Below are 15,825 nucleotides of genomic sequence, written 5' to 3'. Positions count from 1 at the left end.
CCTATGCCCCCCTGGGTGCAAGCAGGATAATCGAGGCGCCGGCCATGCAGAGCGCCGCGCCGGCAAGGTCCCAGCGATCGGGCCGCACGCCATCGGCCAGCCACAACCAGGCGAGCGAGGCAGCGATGTAGATACCGCCATACGCGGCATAGGCGCGGCCGGCTGCATTGGTGTCGACCAACGCCAGAAGCCAGGCGAACACAATCAGAGAGGCAAAGCCAGGCAGCAGCCAGAGCGGCGATTTCTCCAGCCGCCACCACGCCCACACCGAAAAGCAGCCGGCGATCTCGGCAAGCGCCGCGGCTGTGTAGAGGAGATAGGTCATGAAAAAAGGCCTCGCGACGATCACGAGGCCTTTTTCGGGGCAGGAGCCTATAATGGCAAGCGCCAATAATGCGTCCCGTCAGCGCTGTCCCTATTCCGCCACCTTGCGTCGGCGGGCGGGCTTGGCGGACTTCTCGACAGGAGCCGCCTCGCGGCGGCCCATGTCGCGCAACTCCAGCGCCTTCTCGCATTTGGCCATATAGTCGCGCGTCATCGGCAGCGTGTCGTTCTTCTTGGTGATCTGGAACTGGAAAATCACCAAGTCCTGCCAACGGAAGGCAGCTTCCGAGGCAGCCAGATAGAACTCCCACATGCGGCAGAAGCGTTCGTCATAGATCGCCTTTGCCTTGTCGCGGTTGGCGGCGAAGCGCTGGCCCCAATGCTTCAGCGTGTCGGCATAATGGAGCCGCAGGATCTCGACGTCGGTGACCACGAGGCCGGACTTCTCGATCGCCGGCAGCACCTCGGACATCGCCGGGATGTAGCCGCCCGGGAAAATATACTTGCGGATGAAGGCGCTGGTCGCCCACGGCACGCCGGAGCGGCCGATCGTGTGCAAAAGCATGACGCCATCAGGCTTCAGCAATGTTGCCGCCTTGTCGAAGAAAGTGCGGTAATGGTTGACCCCGACATGCTCGAACATGCCGACCGAGACAATGCGGTCGAAGCGTTCGTTGAGCTCGCGATAGTCCTTCAGCTCGAAATGGACGTGGTTTTCCAGCCCTTGCGCATGGGCCCGGTCGGTGGCGACGCCATGCTGTTCCGTCGACAGCGTCACGCCCTGCACGTCGACATCGAAGGCCTTGGCCAGATAGAGGCCGAGCCCGCCCCAGCCGGAGCCGATGTCGAGCACCGTCTGGCCGGCCTTCAGCCTGAGCTTGGCGGCGATATGACGTTTCTTGGCGGCCTGCGCCTCGTCGAGCGTCATGTCCGGCTGCTCGAAATAGGCACAGGAATACTGCATGTCCTCATCGAGGAAGAGCCGGTAAAGCTCGCCCGACAGATCGTAGTGGCGCTGCACGTTGCGGCGCGAGCGCGCGGCGGTGTTGATCTGCTGCAGGCGGCGGAAGGCGTGGCGCAGGCCCTCTATGGCTTTCGACCATGTCGCGTCGATGCCGCCGCTGCCCATGTTCTGGAAGGCAATGCGCATCAGTCCGAGCACGCCGCCTTCGAGAATGTCCAGCTCGCCGTCCATGTAGGATTCAGGCACCGCCAGCATCGGATCGAAGGTGATGGCGCGCTCGGCATGCCTGGTCTTGATGTGCATGTGCACCGGCTCGCCGCTGCCGTCGCCGAAGATGAACGTCGTGCCCTTCGGCCCGGTTACCTTGAGGCTGCCCGTGCGCACCAGGCGGTCGAGAACGCGCTTCAACAGAATATTCATGGTCCGGTGTCCCCTCACGGTCAGACAGGCTGTCCTACTCTGCATCAATATATAGGGTTTCGAAAAGTTCCTTTTGGCACAAAAATGCCCGGGCGAGAGGCCCGGGCATTGGTCCAGAAATGACTGGAAATCGACAGCACGATCGGAGCGCCGGTCCGGCGCTCGGAGCGTATGTGATCAGGCGTTTTCTTCGCCGCCTTCGAACTCGGCATTCGGATCGAAGAAGTTTTCCGGCCGCGCATTGTCGTTGATGTCGTCGCCATAAATGGCTTCGGCGGTGGTCAGCGTCTCGCCCTTGGCCTGGCGCTCGGCTTCGTCAGCCGTGCGGGCGATGTTGAGCGTGATGGTGACTTCGACTTCCGGATGCAGCGCGATTGCCACATTGGTGACGCCGATGGTCTTGATTGGCTGGTTGAGCTGGATCTGGTTGCGGTTGACCGTGAAGCCTTCCGCGGTCAGCAGGTCGGCGATGTCGCGCGTCGACACCGAACCGTAGAGCTGACCGGTCTCACCGGCCGAGCGAACGGCGATGAAGCTCTTGCCGTCCAGCTTTTCGGCAACCTCTGCGGCTTCCGACTTGCGCTCGAGGTTGCGGGCTTCGAGCTGGGCGCGCTGGCCTTCGAACTTCTTCTTGTTGGCTTCGTTGGCGCGCAACGCCTTGCCCTGCGGCAGCAGGAAGTTGCGGGCAAAACCGTCCTTGACCTTGACGGTATCGCCCATCTGGCCGAGGCGGGAGACGCGTTCGAGAAGGATGACGTCCATGATTATGTTCCTTTTGGTTGGGCGTCCGTCCACAAGGCCGACGCCGAATTCTCTGGAACAGGTCAGGAAGCAAAAAGGCGTTGCCGCCGGTGTCGCTGTCCTGCCTGTCGCGGCAGTTAGAGGTTTGACCTCAACTCGGGATTTGATGCTAACCGGTCATGCCCGTCATGGCCGGTGAAAGGAACGGGCGGCGAACCGCCCGTTCGGAAGACTTAGCGAACCACGTAGGGCAGCAGGCCGAGGAAACGGGCGCGCTTGATCGCCTTGGCGAGCTCGCGCTGCTTCTTCTGGCTGACGGCGGTGATGCGCGACGGCACGATCTTGCCGCGCTCGGAAATGTAGCGCTGCAAGAGACGCACGTCCTTGTAGTCGATCTTCGGGGCGTTGGCGCCGGAGAACGGGCAGGTCTTGCGGCGGCGATGGAAAGGGCGCCGGGTCGGGATCTGGTTGATGTCGACCATTATTCTGCACCCCCTTCAAAACCTTCGCGCGGACGGCGCGGACCACGGTCGCCGCCTTCGCGATCGCCGAACGAACGCGGGCCACGATCGCCGCGGTCGCCGAAGCTGCGGGCCGGCCGATCGCCACGGTCGCGATCGCCGAAGCCACCGCGCTCGGAGCGCTCTTCGCGCTTCTGCATCATGGCCGAAGGGCCTTCCTCATGCGCCTCGACCTTGATGGTCAGGAAGCGCAGCACGTCCTCGGACAGACCCATCTGGCGCTCCATCTCGTTGAGCGCTGCCGGCGGGCAGGTGAGGTCCATCAGCGTGTAGTATGCCTTCCGGTTCTTGTTGACCCGGTAGGTGAGGGACTTCAGTCCCCAGTTCTCGACCCGGCCGACGGACCCGCCATTCGCTGAGATGACGCCCTTGTACTGTTCGACAAGCGCATCGACCTGCTGCTGCGAGAGGTCCTGCCGGGCAAGAAACACATGTTCGTAAAGAGCCATTATGTCTTGGTGCCTTTCTTCGTTTCTCTCCCGGTTCCCGGCGGCAAAAGCCTCTGCAACTTCTCTGACCCGCATGTGCCTCGAAAGGCGCGGGGAAGAAAGGAGCATGACGAGACGGTCGAGAGCGGAGACACGGGAGGCGGAAACGCTTCTGGCTTCACACGAAGGTTCTCGAAAAAACCTCCGGCCCTCCGTTCAGCCCCCAGCTGGGACCGGCAGATTGGCGGCGTCTATAAAGCAATCCGCTGATAAAGCAAGGCCAAGCGGCATCCCTGATGTCGCAGGCCGCAGGAACCCAGGTAGCAGCGCCCGGCAGGCCGGCGATTTTCCCGGCAACCGGCCCTTAACCGCAATGTCAGGTCGCACAGGGTTGAGCCATGCCGTCAACGGTCGCCAACCGCACCCATTACAGCGCCTCCGCCTCGAATCCCAGCGACTATTATGCCATCGATGATCCGGCCAAGCTGCCGAACGTGTTTCTGCAGATCGCCAACAAATTTTCGAAGCTGCAATTGACGAACTGAGCAGCTGATCCGAAGGCGGGCGGCAGGGGAAATTAAGCGCCGCCGATCGGCTCAACTCGTATGGGCGACGATCTTGTCGACCGTCTCGGGGAAGAAGTCGGGCGCGGCATGGCGCTTGCCGAACATCATGTCGTACTGGATCAGCCGGAAGTCGCTGATCGCCGGGTCAATCTCTTTCTGACGCGACCAGTCTGGCGTGGCCGCCCCGGCCGGCGTGAGCAGCAGGTTGCGGTCGACGACACGATAGCGCTCCCGCATCTCGCCCAGGAAGCCGGTGTAGTAAGGGTGGGTGATGCCGGCGGCGGTGAGGATGTGATAGGGCAGGAACGCGGGGCTGACCGTGCCCAGATTCTCGACCGGGCCGGAGCGGTTCGACCAGATGATCAGCGGTGTCGCGTGATGTTCGAGGGCGGCTTCCGGCGTCGGTTCCTTGCGCGGCGCGACGTTGTCCTTCAGGAAGCCGGTCTCGACATAGACCGGTCCGAGCGGCGGCAGGTGGTCACCGAAAAAGGCGACAATCGTGGGCCGCTCGCGCCTCTTGGCCCATTCGATCAGCCGTTCAAGGCCGCGGTCCGCGTCGGCTGAACCTTCGGCGTAGGAGAGCAGCGAGTCGCGCGCCCACTGGCTGATCGGCGCTTGCACCGAATGGGTCGGATTCGAATAACGGTTCGGTTCATAGGGGCCGTGGTTCTGCAGACTGACGGCGAAGAAGAACACCGGGTCCTCGCTGGCGTCCGCTTCGCGTATGATCTCGTCGGTCATCGCCGCGTCGGATGCCAGCGGTCCGCGCTTTTCCATGGGCGGCAGCGTCTCTTCCGATTTGAAGTCGTTGAAACCGAAATCGGCATAGACCGCGCCGCGGTTCCAGAACCAGTTCGTGCCTGGATGGATGGCGCGTGCCCTATAGCCTTGGCTCTTCAGGAAGGTCGCCATCGACGGCGTCGGGGTGCGGACATATTGCTGGTAGGGGATGCTGCCGGCCGGCAGGAAAGCATTGGAAAAGCCGGTCAGCGCTTCGAATTCGATGTTGGCGGTCATGCCGCCGAATTCGGGCGAGAACATCGAGCCCGAGCGGAGCGCCCGCACATTGGGCATCGGATCGGGAGTGATGGTGACTCCGGGCAGCTTGGTTGGATCCCAGAGGGATTCGCTCATGACGATGATGATGTCCGGCTTCTGGGCCGGCACCGAGGCGGTCACCTCGGGCCGCTCGATCGCCGCGATCGCCTTGTCGGAATAGCCCGGCGGTGCCGAGACATGCGCCATCGGCACGTTGAGCGCGAAGGCGAGCGCGAAGCCGTTGGAGGCGTAGTTTTCCTTCTGGTCCCACATGATCGGGATGATCTGCAGCCGGTCCCTGGTCCACGAGAAGGTGGCGTAATCCATGATCGAGACGAAGAAGGCGAGCAACGGCACCGCCAGCGTCAGCCGGGCAAGGCGGCCTTTGCGGCTGAGGGCCGGAACCTTGCGGCGCCATAGCCGCCAGCCGTAGACGAGCAGGGACAGGCCGGCGACGATGCCCGCGACCATGGCCAGCGCTGTCATTGGCCGCTCGCGCACCAAGAGCGGCAGCAGGGCGAAGATCTGGCGGGCGTAGAGGAAATCCGTCGGGTAGAGCGGATCGCCGAGATAATGCGACTTCTGGTGGCCGACAAAGGCCAGCGACAAGGTCAGCGGCGCGACGATCATCAGGCTCTGATGGCTGCGGCCGAGCACCGCGTCGAGACCGATCAGGACCAGCGCGAAGACGACGATAGTTGTCCAGCCCGGCTTGAACGGCTGCAGGAAGAAGAAAACGGTGCCGGCGACATCGCCGCGCACGATCAGTTCGATGGCGAACACCAAGACGGCCGAGATCGCCAGGCTGATCAGCCCGTAGCGGACAACAGGCCATCTACGGCCCGGCAGATAGCCGGTGGACGGATCGTCTTCCAGGAACTGCGGCGCCGCGTTGCCGGCACGTTTGAAACTCTTTGCCACTTCAACTTCCCGCCCAAAGACAACCCACGTCATTCGATTGTCATATAATTGTCACGCAAAGCTAGCGCCTGTGGCGGAAATAAGAAGAGCCAGCGAACGATTCGTGAGCGGTTTTCATCAGGTGTGATCGCCAAAAAGCCTTTCGGAACAGGCACTCGCGCGGGGATAGGCCCATTGGCATGGGCTGAAGTGGCTTGACTTGGCGGCCTGCCTTGCGTCACAGGCAGGGAAAATTCGTAGTATCAGGCAAGCAAAACCAGTCAGGGGAGCCCTCGCATGGCCGTTGCATTCACCTTTCCGGGACAGGGTAGCCAGGCTGTCGGCATGGGCAAGGATCTTGCCGATGCCTTTCCCGAGGCACGCAGGATTTTCCAGGAAGTCGATGACGCGCTCGGCGAAAACCTGTCGAAGCTGATCTGGGAAGGTCCCGAAGAGACGCTGACGCTGACGGCCAACGCGCAGCCGGCGCTGATGGCGGTGTCGCTTGCCGCCATCAGGGCGATGGAATCGCGCGGCTTCTCGCTGAAGGACAAGATCGCTTATGTCGCCGGCCATTCGCTGGGCGAATATTCGGCACTCGCCGCCGCCGGCTTCGTTTCCGTTGCCGATGCCGCCCGCCTGCTGCGCATCCGCGGCAACGCCATGCAGGCAGCGGTGCCGGCCGGCGAGGGCGCCATGGCGGCGATCATCGGGTTGGAGCAGGCCGATGTCGAAGCCGCCTGTGCTGAGGCCGCCCTTGGGGCCGGCAAGGGGGCCGTCTGCCAGGTGGCGAACGACAATGGCGGCGGCCAACTGGTCATATCAGGGGCGAAGGCGGCGGTTGAACTGGCAGCGAAACTGTGCACCGAAAAAGGCGCCAAACGGGCGCTGATGCTGCAGGTTTCGGCGCCCTTCCATTCCGCGCTGATGACGCCGGCCGCCAATGTCATGCGCGAGGCACTTGCCGGCGTGACAAAGACCGCGCCAATCGTTCCCGTGGTGTCCAACGTATCGGTGCAGCCGTCGACCGATCCCGACGGGATCGCCGGGCGGCTGGTCGAGCAGGTGACCGGTCGCGTCCGCTGGCGCGAAACGGTGGAGTGGTTCGGCGCCAACGGCGTCACCACGCTTTACGAGATCGGTGCCGGCAAGGTGCTTTCAGGACTGGCTCGTCGCATCAACCGCGACATCGCCACCGCCTCCGTGGGTTCCGCAGCCGAGGTCGAGGCGGCTGTGGCTGCGCTGTGACTTGAATTCTTCGCCGCCGACATCTTCTTTGACGAGTTTTTGGAGATATCGGATTACCGCGTAATCTGCGATGTAAAGGACAAGCGTCTGGTCATTCTGGTGGTAACGATTGGCCATCGGGGTGATGTTTATTGATAACCGTCCGTACGATTTGAGAAGAGGACAAGAGATGTTCGAACTGACCGGCCGCAAGGCGCTTGTCACCGGCGCATCGGGGGGCATCGGCGAGGCGATCGCCAGGGTGTTGCATGCGCAAGGCGCGACCGTCGGCCTGCACGGCACGCGCGTTGAGAAACTGGAGACGCTGGCCTCCGAATTGGGCGACCGGGTCAAGCTGTTCCCGGCCAACCTGTCGAACCGTGACGAGGTCAAGGCACTCGGCCAGAAGGCGGAGGCCGATCTCGAAGGCGTCGACATCCTGGTCAACAATGCCGGCATCACCAAGGACGGCCTGTTCGTGCGCATGTCGGACGCCGACTGGGATACGGTGATGGAGGTCAATCTCACCGCCGTTTTCCGGCTGACCCGTGAACTCACTCACCCGATGATGCGCCGCCGCCATGGCCGCATCATCAACATCACTTCGGTGGTCGGGGTGACCGGCAATCCCGGCCAGGCGAATTACTGCGCCTCCAAGGCCGGCATGATCGGCTTGTCCAAATCGCTGGCGCAGGAGATCGCCACCCGCAATATCACGGTCAACTGCGTCGCGCCGGGCTTCATCGAATCGGCGATGACCGACAAGCTCAACGACAAGCAGAAAGAGGCGATCATGGCGGCGATCCCCAGCAAGCGCATGGGCACCAGTGCCGAAGTGGCGTCCGCCGTTGCTTATCTGGCTTCGAACGAGGCAGCCTATGTAACCGGGCAAACCATTCATGTGAATGGCGGTATGGCGATGATCTGAGCGAGGTCCGACAGCAACACCGACGGGCTGTGAAAACCCACCATTTCGGCTTGGACCTCGGCTATTTTTCGTGTAATGCGGCCCGCAACCCGGCGGTTCGGGCAAAAACCGGTCCGTGGCCGTTGCGTTTCCGGCAGGACCATCTTTCAGCTTGATTAGCGGCATTCCGCCCGCTAACGAAGACAGACAAACAAAAGACGAGGATGCCCCAAATGAGTGACACCGCAGAGCGCGTCAAGAAGATCGTCATCGAGCACCTTGGCGTCGATGCCGACAAAGTGACGGAGCAGGCGAGCTTCATCGATGATCTGGGCGCTGACAGCCTCGACACGGTTGAACTCGTCATGGCGTTCGAAGAAGAATTCGGCGTCGAGATCCCCGATGATGCGGCCGAGACCATCCTGACGGTCGGCGATGCGGTGAAGTACATCGACAAGGCTTCGGCCTGACGCTTTTCGCAGTCGTCACCGGGGAGGACCTGCGATGAGGCGTGTCGTCGTCACGGGCCTTGGCCTGGTTTCGCCGTTCGGTATGGGCTTCGAGCACGGCTGGAAGGAACTGCTGACCGGCCGCAGCGCTGCCAAGCGCGTCACCGAGTTCGAGGTGGACGATCTTGCCTGCAAGATCGCCCACGTCATTCCGCGCGGCGACGGCTCCAACGGCACGCTCAATCCCGAAGCCATTCTTGAGCCGAAGGAACTCCGCAAGATCGGCGACTTCATCCTGTACGGGATCGCGGCCGCCGATGAAGCGCTGAAGGATTCCGGCTGGCAGCCTTCAACCGAGGAGGAGCGTTGCGCCACCGGTGTGCTGATCGGCTCCGGTATCGGCGGTCTTGAGGGCATCGCCGAGAACGCGATCATCCTCAAGGAACGCGGCCCGCGACGCATCAGCCCGTTCTTCATTCCCGGAAACATCATCAATCTCGTGTCGGGCCAGGTTTCGATCCGGCACGGGTTGAAAGGCCCCAACCACGCTGTCGTCACCGCTTGCTCGACCGGCGCGCACGCCATTGGCGACGCCGCCCGGCTGATCATCTTCGGCGATGCCGACATCATGCTGGCTGGCGGCGCCGAATCGCCGGTGACCCGGCTGTCGCTCGCCGGCTTCGCCGCATGCCGGGCGCTGTCGACCGAGCGCAACGATACCCCGCAAACGGCCTCGCGGCCCTATGACCGCGACCGTGACGGCTTCGTCATGGGCGAGGGCGCCGGCGTCCTCGTGCTGGAGGAGCTTGAGCATGCCAAGGCGCGCGGCGCCAAGATCTATGCCGAGGTGACCGGCTACGGCCTGACCGGCGACGCCTACCACATCACCGCACCGGCTGAAGATGGCGACGGTGCTTTCCGTTGCATGACGGCGGCGTTGAACCGGGCAAAGCTTACGCCGGCCGATGTCGACTACATCAATGCGCACGGCACCTCGACCATGGCCGATACGATCGAACTCGGCGCCGTCGAACGGCTGGTCGGCGATGCGGCGTCGAAGATTTCGATGTCGTCGACCAAGTCGTCGATCGGCCATTTGCTGGGAGCGGCAGGCGCGGCCGAAGCGATCTTTTCGATCCTCGCCATCCGCGACAATATCGCACCGGCGACCATCAACCTCGACAATCCAGAACGCGAAACCGCGATCGACCTGGTGCCGAACAAGCCACGCGCCCGCCAGATCGACGTGGCACTGTCCAATTCCTTCGGCTTCGGTGGCACCAACGCCTCGCTCGTCTTCCAGCGGTATAATGGCTGACGGTCCGGTTGCCGGGCAATGCTTTGGCGTGTCGTCAATTTTGCCATATTCGCCCCTACTCTGCCGCAGGGGATTCGTTGAGAGATCGAACGGTAGGGCGACATGAACACTAATCCGTCGGGCAACGGAGAATTCGGGCAAAGGCCGGCGAACACCGGGCCGATCGTGCCGAAGACGGCCAGCGAAGCCTTGCGGCCGGAAGCCGGAACACCGCCGCCGAAACGCTCGCGTGCTTCGCGCAGCCAGGTCGTCGTGTTCATGAACTTCGTCATCTCGGCGGTGATGCTGATCGTTCTGGCGGCGGGCGTGGCCCTCTATTTCGGCAAGCAGGAGTTTACCGAACCCGGCCCATCCGCCAATGGCGACACTTTCCTCGTCAAGCCCAGCACCGGCGTCCAGGACATTGCCGACCAGCTCGAGCGCCGCGGATTGATCAGCGACGCCCGCGTATTCCGCCTCGGGGTGCGTGCCTTCGGCAACGATTCCGCGCTCAAGGCCGGTGAGTACGAGATCAAGCCCAGGGCATCCATGCGCGACATCATGGAACTGCTGAAGAGCGGCAAGTCGGTGATGTATTCGCTGACTATTCCCGAGGGGCTGACGGTCGAGCAGGCCTTGCAGCGCATCGCCGACGAACCGGCTTTGAGCGGCGATATGCCGGCGAAGACACCCCCTGAGGGCAGCCTTGCCACCGACACGCTGCGCTTCACACGTGGCGCAACGCGTCAGCAGATGGTCGACAAGCTGCTCGCCGATCAGAAGAAACTGGTCGATGAGGTGTGGCAGCGGCGCGCGCCGGATCTGCCCCTGGCCAGCGTCGAGGACTTTGTCACCCTGGCCTCGATCGTCGAGAAGGAAACCGGCAAGGGCGACGAACGCTCGCGCGTGGCCGCCGTCTTCCTGAACCGGTTGGCCAAGGGCATGCGCCTGCAGTCCGATCCGACCATCATCTACGGTCTGTTTGGCGGCAAGGGCAAGCCGGCGGATCGCCCGATCTATCAGTCCGACATCCAGAAGCAGACGCCTTACAACACCTATGTGATCAGCGGCTTGCCGCCGACGCCCATCGCCAATCCAGGCCGCGCGGCCCTCGAGGCCGTGGCCAACCCGTCGAAGACCGACGATCTCTATTTCGTCGCCGACGGCACGGGCGGTCACGTCTTTGCCTCGACGCTGAACGAGCATAATGAAAACGTCGCCCGCTATCGCGCGCTGCAGAAGAAGCAGGCCGATGAGGCAGCCAAGGCCGCTGCTGCCGCCGGTGCCAGCGGCAGTGCCGACAAGCCTGCTGACGACAAGCCAGCTGACGAGAAGCCTGCCATTGACAGCGGCATCGATGGCGATGCTGGCGGTGATGCGGGCGCGGCCCAGTAAGGCGAAGAAAAGCGTTGCCTGGAAGGCGGCGGCCTGACATTTGAAGGAACGCCAGGCGTCCAATTTCGACGTATTCGCGGAATGGTCATTTTAAGTTAAGCCGCACTCGTCCCTCCGGAAAACCGGTTTCGGGGTGAGGCGCCAGGGATGTGCAGGCGACATGAATTTGCAGAGCATGACCGGTTTTGCGCGCGCCGTCGCCGAGCATGACGGCACCTCCATTGCCTGGGAAGTCAAATCCGTCAACGGCAAGAGCGTCGAGGTGCGGTTGCGGCTGCCTCAGGGGTTCGAGCGGTTGGAGCCTGTGCTTCGGCAAACGCTGCAGAAGCGTTTCGCGCGCGGCAACTTCCAGGCGACGCTGACCATCGGCCGTGCCGCCGGCGCGCAGGCGCAACCTGTGGTCAACGAGGTTTTTTTGAAAGATCTTGCCGGCCTGGCCAAGCGATTGCAGGAACAGTTCGGCGTTGCGCCCGCAACGGCTGACGGTTTGCTGTCGCTGCGTGGTGTGCTCGACGTTCCCGAAACCATCGAAACCGACGAGGCGCGGGCCGCGCTCGACACCGCCATCATGGCCGCGCTCGACGTGGCGCTGAACGGCCTGGAACAGGCCCGGCAAGGCGAAGGTGCCGCATTGGCCCTGCTTTTGTCCGGTCATATCGACGTCATCGAGACACTGACCCTGCGCGCGGAAGCGGATCCGTCGCGCGATACGGCGGTGATCCGCGAACGCATCGCCGAGCAGGTCAGGCTGTTGATGGATGCATCCGCCAATCTGGATGCAAGCCGATTGCACATGGAGGCGGCGTTTCTTGCCACTAAGGCCGATATTCGCGAGGAGATCGACCGGCTGAAAACGCATGTCGCATCTGGCCGGGCCTTGCTCGAGGGCGGCGGCGCCGTTGGCCGCAAGCTCGATTTTCTGGCACAGGAATTTAACCGCGAATCGAATACGCTGTGTTCGAAGTCGAATGCCGCCGCCGTCACCGCGATCGGACTGGAACTGAAGGCGGTCGTCGACCAGTTTCGTGAACAGGTCCAGAATCTGGAGTAGCCGATGGTTGCCAAGGAACCGATGGTTGCCAGGGATTTGGGGTCCCGCATCCGCCGCCGGGGGTTGATGCTCGTCCTGTCGTCACCATCGGGTGCCGGCAAGTCGACGATCGCGCGCAATCTTCTTGAGAGCGATTCCAGCCTCGAACTGTCGGTCTCGGTCACCACAAGGCCTCGCCGCGGCTCGGAAATCGAGGGCGTTCACTACCATTTCCGCACGATGCGCGAATTCGAGCGGCTGCGTGATTCCGACGCGCTGCTCGAATGGGCCGAGGTGCACGGCAATTGCTATGCGACGCCGCGCGAACCTGCCGAACTGGCGCTGGCGCAGGGGCGCGACATGCTGTTCGACATCGACTGGCAGGGCGCCCAGCAGCTCAAGGAGAAGATGCGCGCCGACATCGTCTCGATCTTCATCCTGCCTCCGTCGATGAAGGAATTGAAGGCGCGGCTGAAGCGCCGCGCCGAGGATCAGGAAGCGGTGATAGAGACGCGGCTGAAGAACGCCCGCAACGAGATCGAGCACTGGAAGGAATATGACTTCGTCATCGTCAACGACGATCTAGACCGTGCTTTCGCCGAAGTGCGCGGCATCGTCGTGGCAGAGCGGCTGCGCCGCGACCGCCGGCCAGGTCTTTTCGATTTCGTGTCGGGCTTGCTGGACGAGAAGACGGATTGACCGCTTTTTTCCTTCTCCCCGGACAGCCTGCGTGAGCGGCGAGAAGAGAGCTACACCGCATTGGTCAGCCGCACGAACTCCTCGACGCTAAGCGTTTCGGCGCGTCGTGTCGGGTCGATCCCCACTCGTTCGAGCAAGGCCTCGCCGCCGAGTCTTTTCACGCTCTGCCGTAGCATTTTTCGGCGTTGGCCGAAGGCGGCTTCCGTGACCCGAGCGAGTTTCTTCACATCGGCGGGCAGGGGTGTCGCGCGGGGCTCGAGATGCACCACCGAAGAGGTGACCTTGGGCGGTGGTGTGAAGGCCTGAGGCGGCACGTCGAAGGCGATCCTGGCCTGCGTGCGCCAGCCGGCGAGCACACCCAGCCTGCCATAGGCGTCGCTGTCGGGCGCTGCGACGATGCGCTGGGCGACCTCACGCTGGAACATCAATGTCATGGAGGCGTAGAAGGGCGGCCAGTCCGTGACCGTCAGCCATCTGACCAGCAGTTCCGTGCCGATGTTGTAGGGCAGATTGGCCACGATCCGCACCTGCCTACTATCTCCAGCCGCCGCGGCGAGGGCGGCGAAGTCGGTCTTCAGCGCGTCGCCCGAAATCACCTCCAGCCGGCCGGGGTAATGAGCCGAGACTTCGGCAAGCGCTGCCAGGCAGCGTTCGTCGCGCTCTATGGCGACGACCCGGCGGGCGCCGTTGGAAAGCAGCGCTCGCGTCAGCCCTCCGGGCCCGGGCCCGACCTCGATCACCGTGGCATTTGTCAGGTCGCCGGCGCTGCGCGCGATCTTGCCTGTCAAATTGAGGTCGAGAAGGAAGTTCTGCCCAAGCGCCTTTTTCGCCTGCAGTCCATGACGCTCGATGACGTCGCGCAGCGGCGGCAGCCCATCGATGCTCATGCGGCCGCCGCCCTTGCGTCGGTGTCGGCGAGTTTTCTGGCGAGCTTCAGCGCCGCGATCAGGCTGTCGGGCCGCGCAATGCCCTTGCCGGCGATGTCGAAGGCGGTGCCGTGGTCGGGCGAGGTGCGGATGAAGGGCAGCCCCAGCGTGACGTTGACCGCCTCGTCGAAGGCCAGCGCCTTGGCCGGGATCAAGGCCTGATCGTGATACATGCAAAGCGCCGCGTCGTAGCCCGCCCGCGCCCGGGCATGGAACAGCGTGTCGGCGGGCAGGGGGCCGAAAGCATCGATGCCTTCGGCGCGCAGGATGTCGACCGCCGGGCGCACGATGTGCTCGTCTTCCGTGCCCATGGAGCCGCCTTCGCCGGCATGCGGATTGAGGCCGGCAATGGCGAGCCGCGGCCTGGCGATGCCGAAGCGGCTGGCAAGGTCGGCCGCGGTGATGCGCGCGGTCGCGACGATCAATTCGGTGTTCAGGACTTTCGGCACCTCGGCCAGGGCGATGTGGATGGTGATGGGAACCGTGCGCAGGTCGGGGCCTGCCAGCATCATTACCGGCATCGCCTCGACGCCGCTGTGCCGAGCCGCGAGATGCGCCAGATATTCGGTGTGGCCGGGAAAAAGGAAGCCCGCATCATAGAGCGGCTTCTTGGCAATCGGGCAGGTCACGACTGCGGCGGCCTCACCGGCAAGGCAGGCGGCGACCGCACGGTCGATCGCTTCGACGGTGCCGGCCGCATTGGCCGGGTCTGGCCGGCCGGGGCTGTCGATGAAGCGCGCCGTCAGCGGAACGATCGGCAAGGCGTGGCCAAAGACCTCGATCGCCTGCACCGGCGTCACCTCCTCGACGGGCAGCAAAACGCCAAGGTGGCGCGCGCGCGCGGTGACCACAGCCGGGTCGGCCAGCAGATAGAACGGGGGCAAGCCGACAGCGTCACGCGCAAGGAAGGCGGCGATGGCTATTTCAGGGCCGATACCGGATGGGTCGCCGACACTCAACGCCAGCGCGGTCATCGCGCTACTCACGTCAGCGCTTGACGATGCGGGCTTTGGCCTTCAGTTCGTCGACATATTTCTTGCTGAGATCGTCGGCGGCCTTGTCGTTGGAGCCTTCGCTCTGGAACACCATCTGGGCGGTCTTGTCGTCGGACACTTCGCGCGACGAGCAGATGCCGATGAATTCGACGCCGCGTTCGGTCTCGCGCGTAACGGTGGCGCCGCCGACCTTGGTCGCTTTGATCTGCTCGGCCCAGTCTGGCGGCAGTTGCGGCGCCAGAACCCGGCCGAGATCACGAACCGTGACGTCGATCAGGCCCTTGGCGAACTCGCGCGTCGTGTTGCAGCCGTTGAAGCGAGCGCGCATGGCGTCGGCCTCGCGCTTGCGCTTGGCCAGCGTCGCGCTGCGTTCGGCCGCCGGCACGACGAAGATGACCTGCTGCAGCATGTATTCCATGGCGCTCGGCTTGGCGCCGCCCTTGTCGAGCATACGTCGCACCGCGTCCTGTTCGGTCACGCTGCCGCCTTCGCCGGAACGGTAGCGCGCGCTCAGGGCCTGGTTCCAGGCCATCTGGGCGCGAATGAACTCCTTGAAATGGTCCTTGCCGACGCCGGATTTTTCCATGACGCCGTCGAGCTGGCCCAGTTGCATCTTGTTGTTGGTGGCAAAGCGCTGATAGGCGGCCTCGACCTGTGCATCGCTGATGCGGATACCAAGCCGCCTGGCCTCGGCGAGCCGCAGCGTCTGGTCGATCATTTCCTGGCCAGCATCACCCTTTTTGCGCTGCAGCTTCAGGAAGGCGGCACGATGGGCGATATCACCGGTGGTGATCGGCATGTCGTTGACGACGTATTTGATCTCGCTGGCGAAGGCCGGCGGCGTCATGACGGTCATTGACACGGATGTCGCGGCCACAAGCAACGCGAACCCTGCTGAAAAGAGGTATTTCCTCATCCTTGGCATCCCAATTCTATTCCCGGCTTCGCCCGTTCCGTCTCCTTCCGGATACGCGAATCCGTGCCAGCCCTATGCGGCG

At 63.4% G+C, this 15,825-nt stretch carries 17 protein-coding genes; 8 read left to right on the top strand and 9 right to left on the bottom strand.

Annotated features, from left to right (window positions below; translation table 11 throughout):
* Nucleotide 1 precedes the first annotated feature (1 nt).
* From FJ527_RS18045 to rpsF, 5 genes are all read right to left on the bottom strand, one after another.
* Nucleotides 2–325 (bottom strand): YnfA family protein, encoded by a 324-nt coding sequence (locus tag FJ527_RS18045; protein ID WP_015318511.1) that lies wholly within the window; start codon nucleotides 323–325, stop codon nucleotides 2–4.
* Nucleotides 326–415: 90 nt separating this feature from the next.
* The gene (locus FJ527_RS18040; RefSeq protein ID WP_015318510.1) at nucleotides 416–1,708 is read right to left on the bottom strand and encodes a cyclopropane-fatty-acyl-phospholipid synthase family protein; all 1,293 of its coding nucleotides are present in this window, start codon (nucleotides 1,706–1,708) and stop codon (nucleotides 416–418) included.
* Between the two features lie 177 nt (nucleotides 1,709–1,885).
* A complete protein-coding gene (gene rplI, locus FJ527_RS18035) occupies nucleotides 1,886–2,470 on the bottom strand; it encodes a 50S ribosomal protein L9 (RefSeq protein ID WP_015318509.1) in 585 nt (194 codons plus the stop codon).
* Between the two features lie 212 nt (nucleotides 2,471–2,682).
* On the bottom strand, nucleotides 2,683–2,931 hold the full coding sequence (rpsR, locus tag FJ527_RS18030) for a 30S ribosomal protein S18 (RefSeq protein WP_006203718.1): 249 nt from the start codon (nucleotides 2,929–2,931) through the stop codon (nucleotides 2,683–2,685).
* Nucleotides 2,931–3,419, bottom strand: a complete 489-nt coding sequence (gene rpsF / locus FJ527_RS18025) for a 30S ribosomal protein S6 (RefSeq protein ID WP_015318508.1) — start codon at nucleotides 3,417–3,419, stop codon at nucleotides 2,931–2,933. The genes rpsR and rpsF overlap by 1 nt, the downstream gene beginning before the upstream one ends.
* Before the next feature lie 377 nt (nucleotides 3,420–3,796).
* Between rpsF and FJ527_RS29340 the strand changes: the two genes are divergently transcribed.
* A complete protein-coding gene (locus tag FJ527_RS29340) occupies nucleotides 3,797–3,943 on the top strand; it encodes a hypothetical protein (RefSeq protein WP_181166406.1) in 147 nt (48 codons plus the stop codon).
* A 51-nt stretch (nucleotides 3,944–3,994) separates the two neighbouring features.
* On the opposite strand, the gene FJ527_RS18020 is transcribed toward FJ527_RS29340, so the two are convergent.
* Complete coding sequence (locus FJ527_RS18020) at nucleotides 3,995–5,956, bottom strand: LTA synthase family protein (protein WP_140823736.1); 1,962 nt, start codon at nucleotides 5,954–5,956, stop codon at nucleotides 3,995–3,997.
* Between the two features lie 243 nt (nucleotides 5,957–6,199).
* On the opposite strand from FJ527_RS18020, the gene fabD reads away from it, so the two are divergent.
* The 7 genes from fabD (at nucleotide 6,200) to gmk (ending at nucleotide 12,906) form a co-directional block, all read left to right on the top strand.
* A complete protein-coding gene (gene fabD, locus FJ527_RS18015; RefSeq protein ID WP_140823735.1) occupies nucleotides 6,200–7,150 on the top strand; it encodes an ACP S-malonyltransferase in 951 nt (316 codons plus the stop codon).
* 169 nt (nucleotides 7,151–7,319) lie between these two features.
* Complete coding sequence (fabG, locus tag FJ527_RS18010; RefSeq protein WP_140823734.1) at nucleotides 7,320–8,057, top strand: 3-oxoacyl-[acyl-carrier-protein] reductase; 738 nt, start codon at nucleotides 7,320–7,322, stop codon at nucleotides 8,055–8,057.
* A 212-nt stretch (nucleotides 8,058–8,269) separates the two neighbouring features.
* Entirely contained in the window at nucleotides 8,270–8,506 is a 237-nt protein-coding gene (locus tag FJ527_RS18005; protein ID WP_006203723.1) for an acyl carrier protein, read from the top strand.
* A 34-nt stretch (nucleotides 8,507–8,540) separates the two neighbouring features.
* On the top strand, nucleotides 8,541–9,803 hold the full coding sequence (gene fabF / locus FJ527_RS18000) for a beta-ketoacyl-ACP synthase II (protein WP_023773396.1): 1,263 nt from the start codon (nucleotides 8,541–8,543) through the stop codon (nucleotides 9,801–9,803).
* 102 nt (nucleotides 9,804–9,905) lie between these two features.
* Nucleotides 9,906–11,177 (top strand): endolytic transglycosylase MltG, encoded by a 1,272-nt coding sequence (mltG, locus tag FJ527_RS17995; RefSeq protein WP_140823733.1) that lies wholly within the window; start codon nucleotides 9,906–9,908, stop codon nucleotides 11,175–11,177.
* Nucleotides 11,178–11,337: 160 nt separating this feature from the next.
* Nucleotides 11,338–12,228, top strand: coding sequence for a YicC/YloC family endoribonuclease (locus tag FJ527_RS17990; RefSeq protein WP_140823732.1), 891 nt, complete (start codon nucleotides 11,338–11,340; stop codon nucleotides 12,226–12,228).
* A gap of 21 nt (nucleotides 12,229–12,249) precedes the next feature.
* Nucleotides 12,250–12,906 (top strand): guanylate kinase, encoded by a 657-nt coding sequence (gene gmk, locus FJ527_RS17985; protein WP_023773399.1) that lies wholly within the window; start codon nucleotides 12,250–12,252, stop codon nucleotides 12,904–12,906.
* Between the two features lie 50 nt (nucleotides 12,907–12,956).
* On the opposite strand, the gene rsmA is transcribed toward gmk, so the two are convergent.
* From rsmA to FJ527_RS17970, 3 genes are read right to left on the bottom strand one after another with little or no spacing between them, the layout of a single operon-like run.
* Entirely contained in the window at nucleotides 12,957–13,793 is an 837-nt protein-coding gene (gene rsmA, locus FJ527_RS17980) for a 16S rRNA (adenine(1518)-N(6)/adenine(1519)-N(6))-dimethyltransferase RsmA (RefSeq protein WP_140823731.1), read from the bottom strand.
* On the bottom strand, nucleotides 13,790–14,806 hold the full coding sequence (gene pdxA, locus FJ527_RS17975) for a 4-hydroxythreonine-4-phosphate dehydrogenase PdxA (protein ID WP_181166388.1): 1,017 nt from the start codon (nucleotides 14,804–14,806) through the stop codon (nucleotides 13,790–13,792). The genes rsmA and pdxA overlap by 4 nt, the downstream gene beginning before the upstream one ends.
* Before the next feature lie 13 nt (nucleotides 14,807–14,819).
* A complete protein-coding gene (locus FJ527_RS17970) occupies nucleotides 14,820–15,752 on the bottom strand; it encodes a peptidylprolyl isomerase (protein ID WP_181166387.1) in 933 nt (310 codons plus the stop codon).
* Nucleotides 15,753–15,825 lie beyond the last annotated feature (73 nt).

Source organism: Mesorhizobium sp. B2-4-18, assembly GCF_006441385.1.
GTDB classification, from domain to species: Bacteria; Pseudomonadota; Alphaproteobacteria; order Rhizobiales; family Rhizobiaceae; genus Mesorhizobium; species Mesorhizobium australicum.
Note: the sequence above shows the minus strand (reverse complement) of the source record. Positions and strands in the feature narration are given on the sequence as shown.

Bases quoted from the DNA above. Each gene is read 5' to 3' on its own strand.
- FJ527_RS18005 (WP_006203723.1), top strand. From the start codon at position 8,270: ATGAGTGACACCGCAGAGCGCGTCAAGAAGATCGTCATCGAGCACCTT.
- rpsR (WP_006203718.1), bottom strand. From the start codon at position 2,931: ATGGTCGACATCAACCAGATCCCGACCCGGCGCCCTTTCCATCGCCGC.
- rplI (WP_015318509.1), bottom strand. From the start codon at position 2,470: ATGGACGTCATCCTTCTCGAACGCGTCTCCCGCCTCGGCCAGATGGGC.
- rsmA (WP_140823731.1), bottom strand. From the start codon at position 13,793: ATGAGCATCGATGGGCTGCCGCCGCTGCGCGACGTCATCGAGCGTCAT.
- FJ527_RS18040 (WP_015318510.1), bottom strand. From the start codon at position 1,708: ATGAATATTCTGTTGAAGCGCGTTCTCGACCGCCTGGTGCGCACGGGC.
- gmk (WP_023773399.1), top strand. From the start codon at position 12,250: ATGGTTGCCAGGGATTTGGGGTCCCGCATCCGCCGCCGGGGGTTGATG.
- pdxA (WP_181166388.1), bottom strand. From the start codon at position 14,806: ATGACCGCGCTGGCGTTGAGTGTCGGCGACCCATCCGGTATCGGCCCT.
- FJ527_RS29340 (WP_181166406.1), top strand. From the start codon at position 3,797: ATGCCGTCAACGGTCGCCAACCGCACCCATTACAGCGCCTCCGCCTCG.
- FJ527_RS18045 (WP_015318511.1), bottom strand. From the start codon at position 325: ATGACCTATCTCCTCTACACAGCCGCGGCGCTTGCCGAGATCGCCGGC.
- fabD (WP_140823735.1), top strand. From the start codon at position 6,200: ATGGCCGTTGCATTCACCTTTCCGGGACAGGGTAGCCAGGCTGTCGGC.
- fabF (WP_023773396.1), top strand. From the start codon at position 8,541: ATGAGGCGTGTCGTCGTCACGGGCCTTGGCCTGGTTTCGCCGTTCGGT.
- FJ527_RS18020 (WP_140823736.1), bottom strand. From the start codon at position 5,956: ATGACGTGGGTTGTCTTTGGGCGGGAAGTTGAAGTGGCAAAGAGTTTC.
- FJ527_RS17990 (WP_140823732.1), top strand. From the start codon at position 11,338: ATGAATTTGCAGAGCATGACCGGTTTTGCGCGCGCCGTCGCCGAGCAT.
- FJ527_RS17970 (WP_181166387.1), bottom strand. From the start codon at position 15,752: ATGCCAAGGATGAGGAAATACCTCTTTTCAGCAGGGTTCGCGTTGCTT.
- rpsF (WP_015318508.1), bottom strand. From the start codon at position 3,419: ATGGCTCTTTACGAACATGTGTTTCTTGCCCGGCAGGACCTCTCGCAG.
- mltG (WP_140823733.1), top strand. From the start codon at position 9,906: ATGAACACTAATCCGTCGGGCAACGGAGAATTCGGGCAAAGGCCGGCG.
- fabG (WP_140823734.1), top strand. From the start codon at position 7,320: ATGTTCGAACTGACCGGCCGCAAGGCGCTTGTCACCGGCGCATCGGGG.